Source organism: Nonomuraea sp. NPDC050643 (assembly GCF_040654715.1).
Lineage (GTDB): Bacteria > Actinomycetota > Actinomycetes > Streptosporangiales > Streptosporangiaceae > Nonomuraea.
The window spans coordinates 20252-36696 of sequence record NZ_JBFAIM010000008.1 but is presented as its reverse complement, the minus strand read 5'-3'; the positions used below and the strand labels follow the sequence as shown (position 1 = coordinate 36696).

General features: G+C 70.8%; 14 protein-coding genes. 8 read left to right on the top strand and 6 right to left on the bottom strand.

Annotation, left to right across the window (positions count from 1 at the left end; all coding sequences use genetic code 11):
- Nucleotides 1-98: 98 nt before the first annotated feature.
- On the bottom strand, nucleotides 99-3971 hold the full coding sequence (gene hrpA / locus AB0I15_RS12410; protein WP_358093762.1) for an ATP-dependent RNA helicase HrpA: 3873 nt from the start codon (nucleotides 3969-3971) through the stop codon (nucleotides 99-101).
- Between the two features lie 93 nt (nucleotides 3972-4064).
- Nucleotides 4065-4790 (bottom strand): polyphosphate--glucose phosphotransferase, encoded by a 726-nt coding sequence (ppgK, locus tag AB0I15_RS12405; protein WP_358093760.1) that lies wholly within the window; start codon nucleotides 4788-4790, stop codon nucleotides 4065-4067.
- A 228-nt stretch (nucleotides 4791-5018) separates the two neighbouring features.
- On the opposite strand from ppgK, the gene AB0I15_RS12400 reads away from it, so the two are divergent.
- Complete coding sequence (locus AB0I15_RS12400; RefSeq protein WP_358093757.1) at nucleotides 5019-6071, top strand: TIGR03118 family protein; 1053 nt, start codon at nucleotides 5019-5021, stop codon at nucleotides 6069-6071.
- Nucleotides 6072-6212: 141 nt separating this feature from the next.
- Nucleotides 6213-6875, top strand: coding sequence for a TenA family protein (locus tag AB0I15_RS12395; protein ID WP_358093754.1), 663 nt, complete (start codon nucleotides 6213-6215; stop codon nucleotides 6873-6875).
- On the opposite strand, the gene AB0I15_RS12390 is transcribed toward AB0I15_RS12395, so the two are convergent.
- Nucleotides 6872-7450, bottom strand: coding sequence for an HAD-IA family hydrolase (locus AB0I15_RS12390; protein ID WP_358093751.1), 579 nt, complete (start codon nucleotides 7448-7450; stop codon nucleotides 6872-6874). The genes AB0I15_RS12395 and AB0I15_RS12390 overlap by 4 nt on opposite strands.
- A 100-nt stretch (nucleotides 7451-7550) precedes the next feature.
- Between AB0I15_RS12390 and AB0I15_RS12385 the strand changes: the two genes are divergently transcribed.
- Nucleotides 7551-8369: a DUF4253 domain-containing protein gene (locus tag AB0I15_RS12385; RefSeq protein ID WP_358093748.1), complete on the top strand. Its 819-nt coding sequence runs from the start codon at nucleotides 7551-7553 to the stop codon at nucleotides 8367-8369.
- A gap of 61 nt (nucleotides 8370-8430) precedes the next feature.
- On the opposite strand, the gene AB0I15_RS12380 is transcribed toward AB0I15_RS12385, so the two are convergent.
- Together AB0I15_RS12380 and AB0I15_RS12375 are read right to left on the bottom strand one after the other, a co-directional pair.
- Nucleotides 8431-9264 (bottom strand): SAM-dependent methyltransferase, encoded by an 834-nt coding sequence (locus AB0I15_RS12380; RefSeq protein WP_358093745.1) that lies wholly within the window; start codon nucleotides 9262-9264, stop codon nucleotides 8431-8433.
- A 183-nt stretch (nucleotides 9265-9447) separates the two neighbouring features.
- On the bottom strand, nucleotides 9448-10704 hold the full coding sequence (locus tag AB0I15_RS12375; protein WP_358093742.1) for a Scr1 family TA system antitoxin-like transcriptional regulator: 1257 nt from the start codon (nucleotides 10702-10704) through the stop codon (nucleotides 9448-9450).
- 221 nt (nucleotides 10705-10925) lie between these two features.
- On the opposite strand from AB0I15_RS12375, the gene AB0I15_RS12370 reads away from it, so the two are divergent.
- Nucleotides 10926-11660: a hypothetical protein gene (locus tag AB0I15_RS12370; RefSeq protein ID WP_358093739.1), complete on the top strand. Its 735-nt coding sequence runs from the start codon at nucleotides 10926-10928 to the stop codon at nucleotides 11658-11660.
- Nucleotides 11661-11775: 115 nt separating this feature from the next.
- Here AB0I15_RS12370 and AB0I15_RS12365 read toward each other — a convergent pair whose 3' ends face one another.
- Nucleotides 11776-11937: a hypothetical protein gene (locus tag AB0I15_RS12365; protein ID WP_358093737.1), complete on the bottom strand. Its 162-nt coding sequence runs from the start codon at nucleotides 11935-11937 to the stop codon at nucleotides 11776-11778.
- 422 nt (nucleotides 11938-12359) lie between these two features.
- On the opposite strand from AB0I15_RS12365, the gene AB0I15_RS12360 reads away from it, so the two are divergent.
- The 4 genes from AB0I15_RS12360 to AB0I15_RS12345 all read left to right on the top strand — a co-directional run bounded on the left by AB0I15_RS12360 (nucleotide 12360) and on the right by AB0I15_RS12345 (nucleotide 16434).
- Nucleotides 12360-12620 (top strand): hypothetical protein, encoded by a 261-nt coding sequence (locus AB0I15_RS12360; protein ID WP_358093734.1) that lies wholly within the window; start codon nucleotides 12360-12362, stop codon nucleotides 12618-12620.
- Nucleotides 12621-12689: 69 nt separating this feature from the next.
- Complete coding sequence (locus tag AB0I15_RS12355; RefSeq protein WP_358093732.1) at nucleotides 12690-13442, top strand: hypothetical protein; 753 nt, start codon at nucleotides 12690-12692, stop codon at nucleotides 13440-13442.
- Nucleotides 13439-14614 carry an FAD-dependent oxidoreductase gene (locus AB0I15_RS12350; RefSeq protein WP_358093729.1) on the top strand — a complete coding sequence of 392 codons (1176 nt, stop codon included), beginning with the start codon at nucleotides 13439-13441 and terminating at the stop codon, nucleotides 14612-14614. Before AB0I15_RS12355 ends, AB0I15_RS12350 begins: the two co-directional genes overlap by 4 nt.
- A gap of 35 nt (nucleotides 14615-14649) precedes the next feature.
- Complete coding sequence (locus AB0I15_RS12345; protein ID WP_358093727.1) at nucleotides 14650-16434, top strand: hypothetical protein; 1785 nt, start codon at nucleotides 14650-14652, stop codon at nucleotides 16432-16434.
- The last annotated feature ends 11 nt before the right edge of the window (nucleotides 16435-16445 follow it).

Here is a 16445-nt window from a genome sequence, read left to right as displayed (position 1 = left end):
GCACAGGCGGCCGGTCAGGGCGAGGTCCTCAGCCGTCGATCTTCAGCCGTCGATCTTCAGGGGCCGATCTTCAGGGGCCGATCTTCAGGGGCCGACCGTCAAGGGGTGAGCTTCTCCATCGCCTTCGCGATCCGTTTCTCCGATACCGGGGTCGGCGTGCCGAGCGTCTGGGCGAAGAAGCTCACCCGCAGCTCCTCGATCATCCACCGGATCTCCACCGCCTCCGGATCACCGCGCCGGGCCGGATGCAGCCGCTCCAGCGTGTCGTGGTAGTCGTCCTCGACCTTGTGCACCCGGTCCATCCACTCCTGGTCTCGCCAGGGCTCCTCGGGCAGCTTGGCGAGACGGCGGTCGATCGCGCGGATGTATCGCAAAATGTCGGACATGCGCTGATAGCCCGTGGCTGTCACGAAGCCCGCGTACACGAGCCTGCCCAGTTGATCGCGGACGTCCTCGGTGGCCGCGCTCGCCCGGAGGGCGTCGAGGCGGGCGCCCACCTCGTGCCAGACGCTCAGGATCTGCTCCACCTTGGCCAGCACGTCCTTCGAGGTGTCGTAGAGGTGAGCGCGCACGTGCTGGTAGAGGCGGTCGAAGGCGACAGGGTCCCAGGCCGGGCCGCCGGCGGCGCGCATGAGCTGGTCGACGGCCGCGTTGACCACGTCGTCGAACAGGGCCACCGCCCCGCCGTGCGGGCTGCGTGACAGGGCCAGTTTGGCCTGGTTGGACAGGCCGCCGAGCAGGGACTTGGCGGGGTTGGTGACGTTGAGCAGGAGCAGGCGGCGTACGCCGGGCCAGTGGGAGCGGCGCTGCTCGGCCTCCGTCTCGAAGATCTTGATGGAGACCGAGTCGCCGGCGTCCACCAGCGCCGGATAGCCCTTCATGCGGCCCTGCTCGAACACCTTGGGCAGGCGGCCGAAACTCCACGTGTGCAGGCCGCTCTGCTCCAGGTCGTCGCCCGCCTGCGAGAGCGTCTGCCGCAGGCGCGGCGCGAGGCGGCGCTTGAGCGCGTCGAGGTCTTTGTCCTCGGCCACGGTGCGCTTGCGTTCGTCGATCACCCGGTAGGTGATCCGCAGGTGTTCCGGCACCTGGTCGAGCTGCCACGCCTCGCGCGGCACGCGTACGCCGGTCAGCCGCAGCAGCTCGCGCTCCACGGCCTCCAGCAGCGGCTCCCCGCCCTGCTTGACCCCGCCCAGCACCTGCTTGGCGTAGTTGGGGGCGGGCACGAAGTTGCGGCGCAGGTGCTTGGGCAGCGACCGGATCAGCGCGGTGATGAGCTCTTCGCGCAGGCCGGGGATCTGCCAGTCGAAGCCGTCGGAGCTGACCTGGTTGAGCACCTGGAGCGGCACGTGCACCGTGACACCGTCGGCGTCGGTCCCGGGCTCGAACTGGTAGGTCAGCCGCATCCGCTGGCCGAGCTGTTTCCAGGTGTCGGGGTAGTCGTGGGTGCTGACGTCGGCGCCCTCGTTGACCAGCATCTCCGGCGAGAACGTGAGCAGCTCGGGCTGCTCCTGCCTGGTGTTCTTCCACCACGAGTCGAAGTGGCGGGCCGAGACCACGTCGGCCGGGACGCGCTGGTCGTAGAAGTCGTAGAGGGCCTCGTCGTCGACCATGATGTCGCGGCGGCGGGCGCGGTTCTCCAGCTCCTCGACCTCTTCGAGCAGCCGGCGGTTGTCCTTCAGGAAGCGGTGGTGGGTGTCCCAGTCGCCCTCGACCAGCGCGTGCCTGATGAACAGCTCGCGCGACAGGTCGGGGTCGATGTGGCCGTAGTTGACCTTGCGGCCGACCACGAGCGGCACGCCGTAGAGGGTGACCTTCTCCAGGGCGATCACCGCGCCCTGGTTCTTCTCCCAGTGCGGCTCGGAGTAGGTGCGTTTGACCAGGTGTTGAGCCAGCGGCTCGACCCAGTCGGGCTCGATCTTGGCGTTGACCCGCGCCCACAGCCGGGAGGTCTCGACCAGCTCGGCCGACATGACCCACTGCGGCTGCTTCTTGGCCAGCGCCGAGCCGGGGAAGACGGCGAAGCGGGCGTTGCGGGCCCCCAGGTATTCCTGGATGGGCCGGCGGCCGTCCTGCCCGCGCTGTTTGTCCATGACGTCCTTGACGCCGATGTGCGACAGCAGGCCGACGAGCAGCGACACGTGCACGTGGTACGGCTCCGCCGGCTGGCTGTTGGGCTGGGCCCCCAGCGAATGGCGGAGCTGGCTGTAGATGTCCTGCCACTCGCGGACGCGCAGGTAGTTGAGGAACTCGCCCTTGCACAGCCGCCTGAACGCGCTGGAGGACAGCTCTTTCTGCTTGTCGCGCAGGTAGTTCCACAGGTTGAGGTAGGCCAGGAAGTCGGACTCGGGGTCGGCGAAGCGGCGGTGTTTCTCGTCGGCCGCCTGCTGCTTCTCGGAGGGACGCTCGCGCGGGTCCTGGATGGACAGGGCCGCGGCGATCACCATGACCTCGCGCAGGCAGCCGTTCTTCTCCGCCTCGAGCACCATCCGGCCGAGCCGGGGGTCGACGGGCAGGCCCGCGAGCTTGCGGCCGACGCCGGTGAGATTGCCCTGGGCGTCGAACGCGCCCAGCTCGTGCAGCAGGTTGACGCCGTCTTTGACCTGGCGGCGGTCGGGCGGCTCGACGAACGGGAACGCCTCGATGTCGCCGAGCCCGATCGAGGTCATCTGGAGGATGACGGAGGCCAGGTTGGTGCGCAGGATCTCCGGGTCGGTGAACTCCGGCCGGTTGAGGAAGTCTTCCTCCTCGTAGAGCCGGATGCAGATGCCGTCGGACGTGCGCCCCGAGCGGCCCTTGCGCTGGTTGGCGCTGGCCTGCGAGATGGGCTCGATCGGCAGGCGCTGCACCTTGGTGCGGTGGCTGTAGCGGGAGATGCGGGCGAAGCCCGGGTCGACGACGTATTTGATGCCCGGGACGGTGAGCGAGGTCTCGGCGACGTTGGTGGCCAGCACGATGCGGCGGCCGGTGTGGCGCTGGAAGACGCGGTGCTGCTCGGCGGCGCTCAGGCGGGCGTAGAGCGGCAGGATCTCGGTGTTGCGGAACTCGGCCTTGGCCAGGGCGTCGGCGGCGTCGCGGATCTCCCGCTCGCCGGACAGGAACACCAGGACGTCGCCGGGGCCCTCCCCGATCAGCTCCCGGCACGCCTCCACGATGCCCTGCGTCTGGTCGTCGTCCTCGTCGAGGGGCCGGTAGCGCACTTCGACCGGGTAGGTGCGGCCCGAGACCTCGATGATCGGCGCGTCGTCGAAGTGGCGGGAGAACCGCTCGGGGTCGATCGTGGCGCTGGTGATGATGACCTTGAGGTCGGGGCGCTTGGGCAGGAGCTGCCGGACGTAGCCGAGGATGAAGTCGATGTTGAGGCTGCGCTCGTGGGCCTCGTCGATGATCAGCGTGTCGTACTGGTCGAGCAGCCGGTCGGTCTGCAGCTCGGCCAGCAGGATGCCGTCGGTCATCAGCTTGACCAGGGTGCGGTCGCTCGCCTGGTCGGTGAAGCGGACCTTGTAGCCGACCACCTCGCCGAGCTCGGTGCCGAGCTCCTCGGCGATGCGCTCGGCGACCGTGCGGGCGGCGATGCGGCGGGGCTGGGTGTGGCCGATCAGCCCGCGCACGCCCCGGCCCAGCTCAAGGCAGATCTTGGGGATCTGGGTGGTCTTTCCGGAGCCGGTCTCGCCCGCGATGATCACGACCTGGTGGTCGCGGATGGCCTCGAGGATGTCGTCTCTACGCTGGGAGACGGGCAGGTTTTCCGGATATCGCACGACAGGTACGGCTTCGCGGCGTCGTACCAGTCGCTGCTCCGCCCGCTCCACATCGGCGAGGATCTCGGCGACGATCTTGTCCCGGGCGTCCCGGGAGCGCACCCGGCGCATGCCGTCGAGCCTGCGCCGCAGTCGCCGCTGATCGCGCGGCATGAGCTCGGGCAGGCGGGACTGGAGGTCGGCGAGTGGAGAGGACAACGAAGGCGTTCCCATACTGCTTTCAGGATATTTGAGCCCCGCGGCCTCGGAGCCAACCGCCCATGCTGCCTGACCGAGCCTCCTCGCGCATCTCAATATCGCGGCACACTAAGAGGCCCCGGTGGCCGCGGCGTGGGCGGCGCCGATGATGCCGGCCTCGTTCTGGAGACCCGCGGGGACCACGGGCGTGTCGATCTTCACGTGCGGCAGGAACTTCTCGGCCTTCCTGCTCACACCGCCGCCGATGACGATCAGCGATGGTGAGAACAACATCTCGACGTGGCGCAGATATTCCTCCACCCGCTCGGCCCATTTGTCCCAGCTCAGCTCGTGCTCCTCCCGGACCCGCGCCGAGGCCCGGTGCTCGGCGTCCTTGCCCCGGAGTTCGAGGTGGCCGAGCTCGGTGTTGCGGACGAGCAGACCGTCGGTGAACAGCGCGCTGCCGATCCCGGTGCCGAACGTCAGCACCAGCACGGTGCCCTTGCGCCCCTTGCCCTCACCGAAGGTCATTTCGGCCATGCCGGCCGCGTCGGCGTCGTTCAGCACCGTCGCGCCGCCGAACAACCGGCCCGCGTCCACTCCCACCCACGAGGGGTCGACGTTGGCGGCCGTCCTGATGACACCGTCGACCACGACCCCGGGGAAGGTGACCCCGACCGGACCGTTCCAGTCGAAATGCTCGACGATCGACGCCACGACCTTGGCGACCTCATCGGGGACCGACGGCTCGGGCGTGGGGATGCGCAGCCGCTCTTCGACCAGCTCGCCGGCTTCGGTGTCGACCGGCGCGCCCTTGATGCCCGAGCCGCCGATGTCGATGCCCAACACGTTCATGGTGCTCTCTCTCCCCCGCCAGCGACGAAAAACTCCCGCCACCCTATTTCCGGACCCGACTGAACCCGTCCACGGCCCTCCGCGTATCTCGCGTCACAAGCGCTAACTAGGAGGCAACGGATGCGGCCACGCATCATCACACTCTGCGCTGTTGCGGTCGTTTTGGGAGCGACTCTCACCACTCCCGCACACGCCACCACCAGGACTCGTTTCGACGTCATCAACCTTGTGTCGGACGTCAAGGGCAAAGCCCCTGTCACCGACCCCAAGGTCGTCAACCCGTGGGGCCTGGCCATGGGCAAGACTTTGTGGGTCTCGAACACCGGCACCGGCAGCGCCACCGTCTACTCCGGCACGGGAAAGAAGGAGCAGACCGAAGTGGCCATTCCGGGCGGAGCCCCGACAGGCCAGGTGTTCAACTCAAGCGATGGCTTCACCGTCAAGGGCAAGCCCGCCACGTTCATCTTCTCCAGCCCGAGCGGCGCCATCACCGGCTGGAACGCGGAGGTCGACCCGGCCAACGCGATCATCGCGGCCTTCACGCGCGGCGCCGACTACAAGGGGCTGGAGCTCGTTGAGACCGAGGACGACGGCTCCTTCTTGCTGGCCGCCGACTTCGCCAGCGGGCGCATCCACGCCTTCGACGAGGATTTCGAACGTATCTCCCTGCGCCGCTGGCAGTTCCAGGACCGGGCGCTCCCCGACGGCTACAACGCGTACAACGTCGCGGTGGCCAACGGCAACATCTGGGTCGCCTACGCACTGCGCGACCCGAACACCGGCAAGCCGGTCTTCGGCAACGGCAAGGGCTTCATCAGCCGCTTCAACGCCAGCGGGCGGCTCACCGGCCGCATCTCCAGGACCGGGCTCAACGCCCCCTGGGGCCTGACCGCGGCGCCGAAGGGCTGGGGACAGTACGAGGGCGCGCTGCTGGTCGGCAACTTCGGCGACGGCACCGTGCACGCCTACCGGAGCGGCCGTCACCTGGGCTCCCTGCGTTCGTCCGACGGCAAGGCGATCAAGCTGCCCGGCCTGTGGGACCTCGAGCCCGGAACCGCCGCGACCGGCGGCGAGAGCTCCCTGTGGTTCTCGGCGGGCATCGACGGCGCCAAGCACGGCCTCATCGGTGTGATCGCCCCGCAGGGCACAAAGGTGAGCTCGAGCGGGTCGGGCACGCCGTCGTCCACCCCTTCGGCCAGCCCGACGCAACACCCTTCGGGCCACCGGACGAGCCCGGCCACTACCTCGCCTTCTTCCCAGAATCCCTACGGCGGGTACTGACAGGCGCTCGGAAACGCCGCCGCCCCCAGCCTGGCGAGAAGCGCAGCTCGCCCACAGAGGCGGGGGGCGGCGGTCCCATGACGTTTCCGGCGCGGCTGGCGCGAGCCGCGCCGGAAACAACCTGGGGCTACAGTCTGGGCCGTGAGTGAGCGATCTTTCAGCGAGTGGCTCAGGCGGCGGTGCGAGCCGGAGTGGACGTCGGTGGTGACGCACCCGTTCGCCAGGGCGATCACCGAGGGGACCGTGCCCGACGCACAGATGCGGCGCTACCTGGAGCAGGACTTCCAGTTCGTGGACTCCTTCACGGCCCTGCTCGGGGCGGCCGTGGCGAGCGCGGACACGTTCGAGGCGCGAGTGCCGTACGGCAGGTTCCTCGGGCAGGTGGCGACCACGGAGGAGAAGACCTACTTCCACCGGGCGCTGGCCGAACTGGGCGGAAGGACCGAGGTGCCGCTGGAGCCGGTCACGGCCGCGTTCAGGGACCTCATGGACGAGGTGCGGGAGCGACAGGACTATCTGCTGATCGCCGCCGTGCTCTGTGTGGCCGAGTGGTGCTACCTCGGCTGGGCCTCGCGGGCCGAGGAGCCGCTGCCGGAGAGCTTCGTGCACCGGGAGTGGATCGACCTGCACGAGGGCGCGGAGTTCCGCGCCTGGGTCGCCTTCCTGCGCGGCGAGCTCGACCGCCTGGGCGCCGGGCTGGACGACGATCTGGACGCCGGCCGGCGCGCCGAGGTGCTCGGCGTGTTCCGCCGGGCGGTCGAGCTCGAACGGGCGTTCTTCGACATGGCGGCAGGGCGGAGCTAGCGGAGTACGGCCGCCAGGTCCTGGAATGACCGATAGTGGACGCCGGTCATTCCGAGGGACCTGGCGGCCTCCACGTTCTGCAGCCGGTCGTCGACGAACAGGCAGCGCTCGGGCGCGGCCCCGGCCCGCTCCGCCGCGATCTCGTAGATCCGCCGGTCCGGCTTGGCCACGCCGACCCTGGCGCTGCTGACCACGTCGTCGGCGAAGTACGTCAGCCCCAGCAGGTCGAGGTGCTCCTCCAGCGTGTCCATGGCGTTGGTCACCAGGATCACGGGCACGTGCTGCTGCGCCTCGGCCAGCAGCGCCCTGACCTCCTCGTCCACCCAGAAGCCGATCGTCACGAACTCCGCCATGGCCTGGCGGGCGCGCTCGTCCCCGCCCAGCGCCGCCACGATCGACTCCACCCACTGTTCCTCGGTGACCTGGCCGAGCGTCGGCGGCAGGATCAGGTCGGGGTCGAAGGCGGTCTTCATCAGCGGCAGGCCGTAACGGGCCTCGATGTCGGCCTGGGCGGCGTGGTCGAAGTGGCGCAGCACTCCGTCGAAGTCGCACAGAACCGCGTCAAAAGGGATCACAGTGCACCATTGTGCCTTCTGGACGGGGCCGCCACAGGTGCTGGGGCGACCGTCGGCACTACCATCTCCGAGACAGGATTCGGCATCGGAACGGTAGGGCATGAGCGATCACCGGCTGCCACGCGAGCTGTGCCAGCTGTTCGCCGACGGCGGCAGGGGGCGGCGGCTGCCCGTCGTGCTGCCGCCGGGCGACGTGGTCTGGCCGGACCCCGGCTACACCGGGCAGGGTGAGGCGCAGCGGCCGGCGTTCTGGATGAGCGACGAGCCGGTGAGCGGCGCGGACTGGGCGCTGCTGCGCGAGTGCCACCCGGACAGCGGCCTGTGGCCGATCCTGATGGACGAGTCGGCGCAGCCCTGGGCGGTCGGGCAGGTCGTGCCGGACGATCCCCGGCAGATCCACCATTTCACCGCTGAGGGGTTCATGACCGAGGTGTGGCAGGAATGGGTGGCGCAGATGCCGCAGGACGCGTTGGCCGAGCTGGAGCCGTTCGGCGCGATCTGCCCGGGCCCGGCGGCGCCCGGCGTGTTCAAGGCCGCTCCGGGGGCGGTGGCCGACTGGCTCGCCGGCGAGCTGGCCGCCAAGGGCATGCCGCTCGGCCTGGTCGCCGCCACCAGCGGCGCGGACGCGCTGGCGGTCATGGGCTGGCAGGGAGCGCTGCATCACAACGAGTGGATGGTGCCGATGGCCGCCGTGGTGCGGAGCTGGGAGGACCGGTTCGGGGCACGGGTGGTGAGCGTGGGGTTCAACACGCTCGACCTGAGCGTGGCCGCGCCACCGGTCGATCCCGAGCACGCCTTACACGTGGCGGCCGAGCACTGGGCCTTCTGTCCCGACAACGTCGTGCAAGGACCGGGCGATCTGGAGACGTACGCCCACCAGATCATCGGCCTGCACGCCTGGTCGTTCTGGTGGGACTGAACGCCCGGCCGCGTCCAAGGGCCCGGCCGGCGGACCGGCCGAACCCGCGAACGCTGAGATGTCAGGGAATCCGGGCCACTGCTCCGTAGGTCCCCGACGCACTGGATTGCTCAACACAGGCGGTGTCGTGGCCGTTCGGCCGCCAGTCCGGCACCCACACCAGTCCCGGATCCACCAGCACCAGGCCTTCGAGCAACGCCTCAACCTCCTCCCGGGTGCGAATCGCGTGGCCGGGCAGCGTCATCGCCAGCAGGTCGTGAATGGCTGGCAGCAGCTCCGGCGGAATGGCGTCGAACGTGGTCTGCAGCAGCGACAGGTAGCTCCTCTCCGGGACCACCTGCCGAATGCGTTTGATCACGTAGTGGAAGTACTCGTCGTCGTTCAGGCTGTGGGTCGCCAGCAGCAGCACGGCCATCGGCCGGTCCCAATCGAGGAACGTCTGCAGGACCCGGCCATCGAGGATGTCGTCGATCTCGCGTACGTCGCCCTCTACAACGCGTACGAGGTCGGTGACGGGCTCAATGGTCGCCTGGGCTCCGACGAGCACCATCGGGTCGTTCTCCACGTAGACCACACGGGGCACCGAGGCGCCCAGGGCGTCTCGGGCGATGTCATGCAACTGTCTTCCCGCGGGCAGACCGCTCGGGACACCACTCCCGACGATCACGAACTGGTCCACTCCCTCGGTCGCCAGATGACGGACCACACGGCATAAATATTGGAGCACGGCCCTGGCGGCCGTCGTCGTGATGGGAGCGGCCTGGTCGTAGCGGCGCATTGCGTCTCTGTCCGCCACGAAGTTGTTCTTTCCACCCGCGGCGGCGTCGAGAATCCGGGTGATCCTTGCTTGGGTCATCTCCAGCTTCGCCAGGTTTCGGATGGCACGCTGACGCATTGAGTGTTGCCCCTTTCCCCTCGCCCACTATCTCGGGAAAAGCTGATCCTTACGGACCCCACTCGATGACCCAGACCATATGATCCTCGCCACACGGCGAAAGACAACCGGAAAAGCTATTAGTTTTGGGTATATGTGCGTAACCCGGACCGCGAATAGACGATCTCTTTTTGGGTAGGCAGATCACTTACCGAGCGAACGCGAAAGCCTTTCACGGTGGTAATTCACCATCTCAAAGGTCTCTTCGCGTGTCGTCGTGCTCACCGACAACTTCGTGAACGCCTGGTGGTACGCCTCCACCACGGCCGTGTCGGTGATGAGCTCGTCCGACTCGATGCCATGGGCGCACGCGATGTCGGGCTCGAACGCCTCGGCGAAGCGCCAGATCGTGAACGGGCCGGTGCGCGGCATGTAGGCGGGCTCGTCCATCGGCACCACGTGCAGCGAGACGTTGGGCCGCTTGGCGTGGTCGACCAGCATGTCGAGCTGGCGGAGCTGGACGTGCGGCCCGACGATCGAGCGGGTCAGCACGCTCTCGTCGATCACGGCCCACAGCACCACGCCGCCGTCGCGGCCGACGGCCTCCTGGCGGGCCAGCACGAGGGCGAGCGCCTCCTCCACCGTCGGCTGGCCGAGGATCGCGGGCCCGGCCACGGTGATGGCGGCCCTGGCGTATTCCTCCGTCTGCAGCAGCGGCGGGACGAACTGGCCGTGATAGGTGCGGATGACCGTGGCGCGCTGCTCGAGGGCGTAGGTGGTGGCCAGCCAGACGGGCACCGACTGCGCGTCGTACCAGGCGGCCTCGCGCTCGCCCCGGGCCAGCGACAGGACGTATTCGCGGATGGGCGGGGCGGCGACGCCGTAGACGGTCAGCAGGCGCTCGACGGTGATGGGCGCCGGGGCGAGCCGGCCCTCCTCGATGGCCGGGATCGCGGCCGCGCCTCTGCCGATCGCGGTCTCGACCTGCTCGACGGAGAGCTGGGCGGTCAGGCGCAGGCCGTGCAGGCGCCGGCCGAGCGCGCGGCGCTGGGGGCCGGACAGGGGCGCGACCGCCTCGGGGATGTCGGAGGTGGGCTCTGGCTCCTCGGGCAGGCCCTCGGCCTTGCGGGCCAGCTCGACCACACCGCGCAGGACGGCCAGCGAGCCCTCGGACAGGCCGGAGGCGGACAGGCCGATGGTGGCCGCCCGGAGCTGGAGATCCTCGACGGCGCCCGACTCCAGATAGTCGTCGCCGACCAGCCAGCCGACGCTCACCTGAAGACAGGAGGCCAGGGCGCGGAGCACCTGGAGCGTCGGGTTGGTCTGCTTGCCGGTGCGGAGCTGGCTGACATAGGCACGGGTGATCGGGATGCCGGCCTCCGTCAGGGCGGAGGCGACCTGCGCGCCGGTGAAACCGCGCTTGGTCAGCGCGAGATCGAGCCGCTCGGCGAAGTTCGCCACGGCACACCTCCTACGGCGCGTGAACTTTTCCAGCGTAAGGGACGCGGGCCGCACTGTCCCCTGCCATGCGGGCAAGCTCTGTCCCGCGGTCAGGTATCAACTTATGCGCAAACTGTCAGTTGACATAGCCCCGCCCGTAAGCGGACTATCGGAGCGCGTGGTAAGTGAGGCTTAACAGCACCAGGGTTCTGGAGAGTTCTCCTGCGAGGAGGTGGCCGAGCGTGACCATGGAATCCCCGGACGGTCTCCCGTTCCCGGAAGCTCCGGCCTCCGCCGGGCAGGAACAGGTGGTCCAGCGCATCTGCGCGCGCGTGGCGGGGCCGGAGGTCGGCCCCGGAGTGCACGTCGCGACCCTGCCGCTGGGCGGCCTCCAGGTCTGGCTGGACGATCCCCGTCACCGCTGGCGTTTCTACCACCGGATGGCCCGCGAACTGCGGCTGTCCGGCTGGCACACCGAGACGGGACCCGACCGGCTGCTGCTGCTCGGCTGGAGTGCGGTCTGCCTCAGCCATCGCGCCAGAATGCTGGCCGCCGCCCTGTCCGGGCGGCTGGCCGACTTCGACAAGACGGCCTTCATGGCCGTCATGATCGCCACCCGGCTGCGTCACGAGGGGTTCCCGGGCGAGGAACTTCCGGCCGAGGTGGTCGCTCGCTGCGGCGACACGCTGCGCTGGCCCGCCCGGCTGGCCGATCTCGACGGCCTCGAACGCAGGTCGTCACTGGAGCCGCTGAGGCTCAGACTGGCCCAGGTGGCCGGGCTTGAGGCCAAGGTGTGCCGTCGCTGCGGCGAGCATCTCGCGCTCGCCTCGAAGGTCGCGCGTACGGTGGCCGGTGGTGCGGTGCCGGACCGGCCGCGCGCAGCGGGACCACGACCTGGGCTCACCGAACGCATGGTCTGCGTCAGTGTGCCCAACAGCGTGCCCACCGTGAGCAAGAGCGCGGTGACCGCGCGATGACGCTGACGCCCCCACGCGAGCACCGGGCCGGTCCTTCCGGCCGGTGGAGCGTGCTCGTGTACGGCCCGGCCCTCAGCCGCCTGGGCGCGACCGCGGTCATCACGGCCGCGTCCTGTCAGGTGCTGATGGGCGGCCGGGCGGCGCGGGGCACCGGCGTCACGATGATGTTCCCCGCCTCGCCCGCGCCCATGTGCGCGGGCGCGGGCGCCGGAGTGCTGGCGCTGCCGTCCGGCGGCGGACGGTCACCGGCCGGGCGTGCCCGGTTCGGCCCGTTCACCGCGTGTGCGGGACTGATGGCAGCGTTGCTGGCGCCGGCCCCGGCGTTTCCCCAACCCCCCGGCACCGTGCGGCACGTGCCCGACTTAGTCGGCGCGGTGTTGCCGGCCAGCGCGGTAGCGGCTGGCGTGCTGGCCGGCTCGAGGGGTGGCGCTTGGGGCCGGTTCGTTTCACATGCGCGGGATCGCCTGCCGAAAGGGCCCCGCTGGAGGCGGAGGTTGGGCGCTGTTCGCCTCCGTGGTGGTGGCCGTTCCCCGGCCGCCGTCTTGCTCGCCGCCACGGCGCTGGTGCGGGTCGCCGGGGCGACGGGACGTGAGACCGAAAGTCGATCTCAACGCGCGGCGGAAGAGGGGCCGGCGATGCTCCGCCGGCTCCTCACCGGGCCGCGCTCTGCCCACCCGATATAGATAGCAAGGAGCTGTCATGCTCACCGACGAGACGCTCAGGTCACGACCACACGAAGTGCACGCCCGGGGCTTACGGCCCGGCGCGCCGCCACCGTCCTGGGGCGAGGACCAGGACGCACCGCCGCCGGCGGAACCGGCGCGCACGGTGCACCGGCTGCGCCGCATCCGGCGAGCGTCCATCGAGTCCATCGCCGAGAAGGACCGTGCCCTGATCGACAGGGCGCTGATCGACAGGGTGCTGACCAACCGCGCCCTGACCAGCCGGACGCCGCGGTAACCGCGTCTTCCGACCTTGACATCCTTCCCCTCGCAGGAGGAACTTCATGCGCACAGTCCGGGGCACACAGTGAGCCGCGGCAGAATCGGCGTGATCGTGGCGCCCGCGAACCCGACCGCGGAGCCGGAACTGACCCGGCTGCTCGGGTCACGCGCCGACATGCACGTCACCCGGCTCCCGGTACGCCCGGGGCTGTCCCTGGCCGACCGGCTGGAGGGCTACAACGAGGACCTGCCGGCCATGACCGGCGCGTTCGACGATCTACGGCTCGACGCGATGGTCGCCGTCTGCAGCGAGCCCCGCTACCTGCTCGGCCCCGACGAGGACCGCGACCAGTGCGCCGAACTGGAGGCCGCGACCGGGACCCCGTTCGCCTCGTCCACGCTGGCCACGCGCGAGGCCATGGAGCACGTCAGGGTGAGCGACCTCGTGCTGGTCTCGCCGTACCAGCCGTGGGTGACGGAGCTGGCCGAGCGGTTCTGGAAGTCGGCCGGCATGAACGTCACCCAGGTCGTCCAGATCCGGGCCCAGGACGGCTACTCCGCCTACGAGGTCACCCCCGCCGAACTGATCGCCCAGGTCGAGCTGGCCGGGCCACCGGGCGACGCCGTGCTGCTGTTCACCGGCACCGGCCTGCCCACACTGCCCGTGCTGGGCCCGCTCAGCGCCGGCAACGAACGTGTCCTGCTCACCTCCAACCTCTGCACGGCCTGGTGGGCCCTGTCACGGGCCCTCGGCCGGCACGTGACGCTCAGCCGTGTGCCCTACCGCCGCGCCTCCCATCGCCGCCCCACGGCGACGCGAGGGGAGCGGACGGCATGAACGGTGTCATCGTGGTCGGAGCGGGACCCGCGGGCCTGACCGCGGCGCTCTCGCTGGCGAGGGCCGGTATCCCGGTCACGGTGCTGGAGCGCGACGGCGAGCTCAACCGGCTCCCGCGCGCCTGCACCTTCCACCCCGCAACTCTGGACCTGCTGGCCGACCTCGGCGTGGCGGCCCGGCTCGTCGCCAAGGGCCGCGTCGTGGACCGCGTGCAGTGGCGCGACCGGTCCGGGCTCGTGCTCGCCGAGATGGGCATGAACCGGCTGGACGGCCTGACCAGGCACCCGTTCCGCATCCACGCCGACCAGGCCGCACTGACCCCGCTGCTGCTCGAGGCCCTGAACGTCTACCCGGACGTGGACGTGCGCTTCGGCACCCACGTGGACGGCGTGACCGAGGGCGGCACAGGGATCCGGGTCCGCGTCGGCCACACCTGGACGCGGGCCCGGTACATGATCGCCGCCGACGGCGCCCACAGCACCGTACGCGGCTCGCTCGGGCGGCCGTTCCCCCGGTCCGGCTATCCGGCGCAGGCGCTGCGGGTGTTCACCGACGCCCCGCTGGACCGGCTGCTGCCGAGCCTGGCGCCGCTGACGTACGTACGGGACGTGCAGCAGTCGTGCACCCTGCTCGCGCTGCCGGACCACTGGCGGATCATCTTCAAGATCCCCTGCGACGCCAACGAGCCGCTGTCGCCGTCGAACCTGTCCCTGATGGTCCGCAGGGCGCTGCCGGGGGCCTCGGAGCCGATCCGGGTGACCGGCGCCGACCGGTTCGGGCTGGCGAGGGGGGTGCTGCCCTCGTACCGGTGCGGGCGGGTGCTGTTCGTGGGCGACGCGGCGCACCTGACCTCGACGGTCGGCGGGCTCAACATGAACGCGGGCATCCACGACGCCGCCGAGGTGGGCCAGGTGATCGCGGCCGTGATCGGCGGCTACGCGCCGCCCGCCGCGCTGGAGGCGTGGGCCTGGCGGCGGCGCTCGGTGCTGCTGCACCGGGTGGTCCCGCGCGGCGAGACCCGGCTGGCGGGCGTGCGCGAGCACGACAGCGCCCGGCTCGCGGCGGCCATGGCCGGGCTGCGGGAGATCGCCGGCGACCCCGACGCGACGCGCGCCTACCTGGCGCAGGCGTCGCTCCTGGACCCCGTTCCGAACCCCGTGGGGAGGACCTGAACCATCCGCGTACCGACTGGAGGAGGTGACATCGGATGTGGCGAACGCTTTCCGACGACGCGCGCCAGGCCATTCGCGACCTGTGCGACCAGCATGGAGCCCGTCTCTACGACTACTGCCGCACCGAACTCGCCACCGGCGACGCCGAGCAGGCGGTGGCCGGCGCCGTGATCACGGCGCACCTGTACGCGGACCGCGTCGGCGATCCGGCCCTGCGGCGGCCCTGGCTGTACGCGGTGGCACGAGCCCACCGGACGGTCGTGGCCAAGCCCGCGAGCATCGGCTCGTGGTCGCGCCCCGGCCGCATGTCGGAGCTGCTGCCCGAGGCGCTGCTGTCGCTGGACCGGCCGCAGCGCGAACTGCTCGACCTGTCCGTACGGCACGGCCTGGCGGACGCCGAGCTCAGCGCGATCTTCAAGCTGCCCCCCGCCGAGGTGCAGTCCATCATCACCCGGGCCGCCGAGGGCCTGGAGGAGTGGTTCGCCGCGATCATCGCCGCGCGTTCCCGCGACGGATGCCCCGACCTGACGGCCCGGATGGCGGAATGGGTCAGGGCCCCCGGCCGCCGCGCCAGGGCCAGGATCGGCCGCCACATCCAGTCCTGCGCGACCTGCCGGGCCGCGCCCAGGACCATGACGGCGGGGGCGCTGCTGCGCCGCCTGCCGATCGCGGCACTGCCCGGCACACTTCCCAATCGGCTGGCGTTGGCGCAGCCGCTGCCCGGCGAGGGGCCTATCTGGCGGGCGGACGGCTTCCCTGTGCAGGCCCGCACACTGGTGGAGGCCGGCCCTGAGCCGGCGCCGCCGGTCGCCGACGCCACGCCGCCCGCCCCGGTCGCCGACCCCACGGCGGCGACCTCGGGAAAGCCCTGGTCGGCGGCGGGCGCGGCTGCCGCCGACCAGGAGCACCCCGCGGCTCCCGCCGTACGCGGGCGGCACCCGTTCACCCCGCCGAGCCGTACCCGGGCCTTCCGGGGCGGCGCGTACGGCGACAAGCTCGTCTACAGCGCCGTCACCAGGGGCGAGAGCAACGGCTCCGCCAGCGAGGGCGCGATCATCCGCTACGGCGGGATCACCCTGTCCGGCCTGGAGCAGCCGCCGGGCGGGGACGGCGTCCAGTGGCAGGAGTTCTGGCGGGACCGGCCCGAGGACGACGACCCCGAGACCGGCACCCCGATCAGGGCCGCAGCCAGGCTCGGGCTCATCGTGGGCGTGGGGCTGCTGGCGGCCGGCCTGATCTGGGCCGTGATGAACGCCCGCGAGCACCCCGCGACGCTCACCAAGGCCGCCGCGCAGACGAGCGCGCTGCTGGAGGAGCCCTCGCGCTGGGTGGCCGACGTCACCACCAACGGCGCGGCATCCGGTGCGGCATCCGGTGCCGAGTCCGGTGCGGGGGCGAATGCCACGACCGGTGCCACGACCGTGTCCGGGCTGCGGGCCGTGGCGCGGAAGGCCGACCTGCCCAGGCCCGCGCCGCCGGTGGCGCGGTTGTCGCCGGCGTCGGCGTGGCTGGGCTCGGCACGTACCGGATCGTTCGAGCTGGCGTGCACCGGGCGGTGCGCGATCACCTCGGCCTCCGCCACGGACGACATCGCGGTGTCGGGGACCCGCTTCCGGGTCGAGGCGCCGCGGTCGCGCTCCGGGTGCTCCGAGGAACCGAGCGTGGAGCGCGGGAAGATCACCGTCCGCTGGACGGGCAGCACCACGGGCGACGGCCGGCACACCGGCGGCACGACCACCGCCGGCGGCACCCTGACCATGAACGTGGCCTGGACGGTCGCCGCCGGCGACGACGACGGCTTCTGGCGCGTGTGCGGGTAGGGGCCCCGCTC

Excerpts from the sequence above, each read along its gene's own strand:
- hrpA (WP_358093762.1), bottom strand. The coding sequence starts at position 3,971 with ATGGGAACGCCTTCGTTGTCCTCTCCACTCGCCGACCTCCAGTCCCGC.
- AB0I15_RS12350 (WP_358093729.1), top strand. The coding sequence starts at position 13,439 with ATGAACGGTGTCATCGTGGTCGGAGCGGGACCCGCGGGCCTGACCGCG.
- ppgK (WP_358093760.1), bottom strand. The coding sequence starts at position 4,790 with ATGAACGTGTTGGGCATCGACATCGGCGGCTCGGGCATCAAGGGCGCG.
- AB0I15_RS12385 (WP_358093748.1), top strand. The coding sequence starts at position 7,551 with ATGAGCGATCACCGGCTGCCACGCGAGCTGTGCCAGCTGTTCGCCGAC.
- AB0I15_RS12360 (WP_358093734.1), top strand. The coding sequence starts at position 12,360 with ATGCTCACCGACGAGACGCTCAGGTCACGACCACACGAAGTGCACGCC.
- AB0I15_RS12380 (WP_358093745.1), bottom strand. The coding sequence starts at position 9,264 with ATGCGTCAGCGTGCCATCCGAAACCTGGCGAAGCTGGAGATGACCCAA.
- AB0I15_RS12345 (WP_358093727.1), top strand. The coding sequence starts at position 14,650 with ATGTGGCGAACGCTTTCCGACGACGCGCGCCAGGCCATTCGCGACCTG.